The organism is Streptomyces sp. NPDC017943 (assembly GCF_044328425.1).
GTDB lineage: Bacteria > Actinomycetota > Actinomycetes > Streptomycetales > Streptomycetaceae > Streptomyces > Streptomyces djakartensis_A.
In genome coordinates, this window is sequence record NZ_JBIRHH010000058.1 from 1 (window position 1) to 4394 (window position 4394).

Here is a 4394-nt window from a genome sequence, read left to right on the forward strand (position 1 = left end):
AACGGCTCGATCCACTTCGGATCATCCGCTGAGATCACCCCACCCATGCACAGCCAACGCACCAACGGCCAAACCGGTTACGGGACAACCTCTAGGGAGACCGAGGCGAGCGGCATCACCGCCAGGAGGTGGCGCAGCTGCCCGCGCATCGCCTCGGGGTCGGCGGTGCGGAAGCACAGGACGGCCTCCTCCATGAGGACGACGTAGCGGTGGCCGCCCTCGTAGAGGAACCGGGAGCGGGCGACGCGGGCGGCGACGGCTTCGGCGACGTCGTCGGGGGTGCCCTGGAAGCGGGTGATCTGGGTCATCAGGGCGGTCGCGAACGCCGAGGTCTGGAGGAAGCCGGGCGGCACATTGGAGAGGTAGACCCGGCAGTGGCGGGTCTGCTCGTGGAGGGCGAGCCAGTCCTCCTGTACCTGGCGCATGCCGTTGCGGTGCAGCCGTCGCCACTCCATGTACATCGAGTCGACCGCGCGGGCGGTGGCGATGAGGTCGTCGGCCTGGTCGTCCGCGCCGCACGCCGCACACCAGGTGCGGATGTCCGCGTCCGAGGGCGCGGCCGCGCCCTTTTGGATCCGGGTGGTCTTGGCGGGGTGCCAGCCGCACCGGGCGGGAAAGTTCCTTCCCGGTGAGGCCGGCGTCCTTGCGCAGGTACGTGAGCCGGGCGGCGAGCGCCTCGCAGGTCGCCTGTGCGCTGGACGAAGGGGAGGCGGTCGTCATGAGGTGCGGGGCCCTTGGGTTGTGCGTCGGTCAGATGCGGTAGTCGGCGTGGTCGGTGGCCAGGCCCCACACCGCGCCGGAGAAGATGTTCCAGCGCACGAGGCTGTCGTCGATGAGCCAGAAGTCGTTGCCGGGCAGGGCGAGGGTGGAGGCGCGGCGGCGGGGCAGCCAGCGGACCTGTTCGCCGGCGCGGAGGTTGGCGTCGGTGATGGCGTGCTCGAAGCGGATGTAGTCGGTGACGGGCTCGGAGACGATCCGGGCCCGGCGGACCTTTACCCCGCGGGCGACGGTCCGCTCCACCAGGGGGAGCCACCCGCTCCAGTACTCCGAGTCGTCCGCGGGCACGCTCCCGTCACGCAGGAACGCCTCATAGACCTCGCGCTCCTCCCCCACCGCGTAGACGTCGCGGAGCTCCAGGTGCACGGCGTGGGCCTGGGCGGAGTCGAGCAGATCCTCAAAGCTGGGTGCCGGCGGCCTCTGCGGCATCGCACGCCCTCCTGATCTGCTCCACCATGCTGAGCGGGATCCTGACGATCCCCTCGTCGTCTGCGGGCGGGCCGTCCTGGCTGCACGCGGCCCGGGTCGGCGCGTCGGCGAACTTGCCCTGCAGAACCAGCTCCGGGCCCTTAGCGACCTCCATCGCCGCCTGTTGGCAGATGTCCTGGCGATCGGTACGCCGTACCCATTGGTGATCACCGGTGGCTATGCCGTGCAAGCCCATGGGCTCGTCGATCGCCTCAGTCAGGACATTGACGTAGCTACCGAGAACCTGGCTCCCATGACCGACATCGTCAGAGACCTGGCCCGCGGCTTGACCGAGCGAGGCTGGCGGGTCGGAGTGATCGGTGTGGACCCGCTCTCAGCGCGCCTGCTGGTGACCAGCAGCGACACCGGCGAGGAGTGCGAGGTGGACGTACTCAAGGAAGACCTGTGGTCAGGCCCTATCACCACTCCGCACGGGCCGGTGCTGGCACTCGATGACGTGATCGGCACCAAGGTCGTCGAACGCTCACACGCCTGGATCATGCACGCCCGCCGACACGCACGCGACTACGAACACCTCATCCAGCACTCGGAATCGCTCACCATCTGGGCCGCGATCACGCTCATGACCAGGCGAATCACCCGCCGAAGCTCCCGCAGAAGCGGACAGTCGGCATCCCGTAAAGCCCAACGCGACTGACCCTCTCGACGCTTCCGGTCAGCAGCGCCACCAAGAGGCCACCGGACCCTCAATCCGGTCTCACTGTCGGACCACCGAGACGGCTCCATCGGGCATTCGCGCCAGCAAGGCCGGCCGTCAGTCCGCTGACCAGCCGATCCCACCGCTCAAGACCCTGCCGTTCGATCTGAGCTGAGCGAACACCGATCGCTATGCCGTGCCCAGATCAGACAAACACTAACCCTCCCTGAACCCTTAGCAGGAAAATTTCGTTATCATCTATGCCGCGCAAAGGATCAATCCAATGGAAGGTTTCTCGTGCCCGATAGTTCCAGCTTCCTCGCTCACGCAGATGATGAATCACTCAATTGGCATGCATTCAGGGGTGCCGATCTAGCGATGCTTGAACAAGTCCTCACATCTGGCTTGCCACGCTCTCACAGGGATCCTCATACCGGCTGGTGGAATCTGAGCCTTTCGGCCTCCCCTGCTTCCATGGTCAAAAACTTCTGGTCGGATGAGTGTTCATTCTTGCATTACACAATGAACCCCTCATGTCTATCGGTTGCCGTGCGCACCGGACATATATACTGGGCGCGCGAGGCGACATTCGGCTGGGGGGACGAGTTCCGCTCAAGCGCGCCGATCCCTCCGCAAGAGATCGTGGGGGTTGCAACCAGCGATCGTACGCTTAACTGCCGCCTGTCGGAACTGGAGCCTAAATTTGACTCGATGTCCCCGTACAGGTGTCTCGACTATCAGCAGCGAAATATTGAATGGATTGCCCAGGTTTGCAGCCAGAGTGTTGCAAGTGAACTTGCCGGCGAGCTGCAAATTTACCGGCAGAAGTCCGAGAATGGATCTACTCTGAGCGATACCGAGAGTGCAGAGATGCAGAAGTCTATTCTCGGAAAATACGTGACGCATCTGCGGCAAAAAATTGGCCAGGAGCCGACCGTCAGAGATGCCATCAATGATGTGATGCACCGGACCGGAAGGGTCGTTGTAGTTCTTCCTTGGGGCGACCGGGACCGAAAGGAATTACAGGACAGAGTGCACGGAATGCAGAATGAACGGGCGCGGCGATTCGGAAAATTGCGAACAAGCACAGCGGCATACATGGCCCCTGTCACCTTCTCGTCGAGGACTTTCACAGGGACGGATACTAGCGTGGAGTATGTGCGGCGTTCCTTGTCCTTTCTGAGTCGAAGACAAGGCAAGCCTCCCAGGCCGTGACAACCGGAGCACCGACGCTTCGGATCCATATGACGCGTACATAACCAGCGAATGGCTCATCCAGCACTGGGGAATCGCTCATCAGCTGGGCCGCGATCGCCCTTGTGAACAGGCGAATCACCCGCAGAAGCGGGCAGCCGGCATCCTCGAAGCCCAACGACATTGATCGTTCCCAAGGCCAGGGTCATAACCTAGGCCTTGCTTCGGCTGGAATCGCGGCCCTGAGCACTACTCTCGCACCGCCGACGAAGACTGTCAGCGGCTTCATGCACCAGGAGCCGACGGCGAAAACCCGAAACCAGCACCGTTCGAATCCTGAGCTGGGCAAATCGCAGCTCAGGATTGAAACCAGGCACTGAGGAACCGCCGATGGGCGGTCGACTTCGATATCCCGAAGCAGGGTGACAGAGCTCGCCAGGCGCAGCCGGACACAGGACGTAGATGATCGCGGCGAACAGCGTCTCATCAGGTGTGTCCTGTGTTCCGCCGCCCTGCGCCTCCATGCAGACAAGGCGTACGACGTCCCTCACCTGCGGCGATGGCTATGGGGCAAGCGCATCGGCGTCCGCATCGCCCGCAAGGGCATCGACCCCAGCGAGCGACTCGGCCGCCGAAGGTGGGTCATCGAACGCACCATGTCCTGGCTGACCGGCTACCGCCGACTCAACCACCGCTACGAGCGGAAAGCAGGCAACTACCTGGCCTTTCTCGGGCTGGCATCCGCCCTCTGCTGCTACAAGCGGTTCCTCAAACTGACCATGTAGGACAAGGTCTAAGATCTCGCCCACACTGCCGGGCCGGACGCAGGACCTGACCGTCGCAGCCAAGCACCGGACCATCCGGATCTGCGTACGCTTGCAGCAAATGTTCGGTGACTTCGCGGGCGAGTTCGCCAGTGCTGACTGGCGCGGTTCCCGGTTGAACCGGTGTATGAACCGCTTACGCGCCGCATCGAGTGCCTCCGCCCACAACCCTGACATAACGGGGCTCCTACCCATGTTTACGCCGACGACGCCCGAGCTGGCCGGCAGCCACGGCAAGCACCATTGCAGTATCGATCAGGTGAACAGGCAAGGAGGTGGGCACGTAGTGCCCACGGACGGGGACAGGGGTGGCCTGCTTCTACATGAGCTGACAGAACGGAGACTGGGATATGCCACGACAACGGTATGGCCGGGATACTAACCTCGATCTTTCGTGACGGTCTGCCGACGGAGTCGGTGGGCCGTTTCGCTTTCTGTGGCTGGTGCTGGGCAGGCTGAGGGGCCCGTGTGTC

General features: G+C 63.5%; 3 protein-coding genes and 5 pseudogenes. 4 read left to right on the forward strand and 4 right to left on the reverse strand.

Going from position 1 to position 4394, the window contains the following annotated elements:
* Positions 1 to 80 precede the first annotated feature (80 nt).
* From ACH4C6_RS35970 to ACH4C6_RS35980, 3 genes and pseudogenes are all read right to left on the reverse strand, one after another.
* Positions 81 to 720, reverse strand: a pseudogene (locus ACH4C6_RS35970) (Scr1 family TA system antitoxin-like transcriptional regulator); the annotation flags it as partial.
* 30 nt (positions 721 to 750) lie between these two features.
* Positions 751 to 1206 (reverse strand): DUF6879 family protein, encoded by a 456-nt coding sequence (locus tag ACH4C6_RS35975; protein WP_398112787.1) that lies wholly within the window; start codon positions 1204 to 1206, stop codon positions 751 to 753.
* The gene (locus tag ACH4C6_RS35980) at positions 1175 to 1441 is read right to left on the reverse strand and encodes a hypothetical protein (protein ID WP_398112788.1); all 267 of its coding nucleotides are present in this window, start codon (positions 1439 to 1441) and stop codon (positions 1175 to 1177) included. Before ACH4C6_RS35980 ends, ACH4C6_RS35975 begins: the two co-directional genes overlap by 32 nt.
* Here ACH4C6_RS35980 and ACH4C6_RS35985 point away from each other — a divergent pair.
* The 3 genes and pseudogenes from ACH4C6_RS35985 to ACH4C6_RS35995 form a co-directional block, all read left to right on the forward strand.
* Positions 1325 to 1720, forward strand: a pseudogene (locus ACH4C6_RS35985) (hypothetical protein); the annotation flags it as partial. The gene ACH4C6_RS35980 and the pseudogene ACH4C6_RS35985 sit on opposite strands and share 117 nt — an antisense overlap.
* A pseudogene (locus tag ACH4C6_RS35990) lies at positions 1718 to 1900 on the forward strand (IS5/IS1182 family transposase); the annotation flags it as partial. The pseudogenes ACH4C6_RS35985 and ACH4C6_RS35990, both read left to right, overlap by 3 nt.
* 300 nt (positions 1901 to 2200) lie before the next feature.
* Positions 2201 to 3118 carry a hypothetical protein gene (locus ACH4C6_RS35995; protein WP_398112789.1) on the forward strand — a complete coding sequence of 306 codons (918 nt, stop codon included), beginning with the start codon at positions 2201 to 2203 and terminating at the stop codon, positions 3116 to 3118.
* 357 nt (positions 3119 to 3475) lie between these two features.
* Here ACH4C6_RS35995 and ACH4C6_RS36000 read toward each other — a convergent pair.
* Positions 3476 to 3612, reverse strand: a pseudogene (locus ACH4C6_RS36000) (transposase); the annotation flags it as partial.
* Here ACH4C6_RS36000 and ACH4C6_RS36005 point away from each other — a divergent pair.
* Positions 3613 to 3882: pseudogene (locus ACH4C6_RS36005) on the forward strand (transposase); the annotation flags it as partial.
* Positions 3883 to 4394 lie beyond the last annotated feature (512 nt).

Coding starts and splice junctions, on each gene's coding strand:
- ACH4C6_RS35975 (WP_398112787.1), bottom strand. CDS start 1,206: ATGCCGCAGAGGCCGCCGGCACCCAGCTTTGAGGATCTGCTCGACTCC.
- ACH4C6_RS35980 (WP_398112788.1), bottom strand. CDS start 1,441: ATGGGCTTGCACGGCATAGCCACCGGTGATCACCAATGGGTACGGCGT.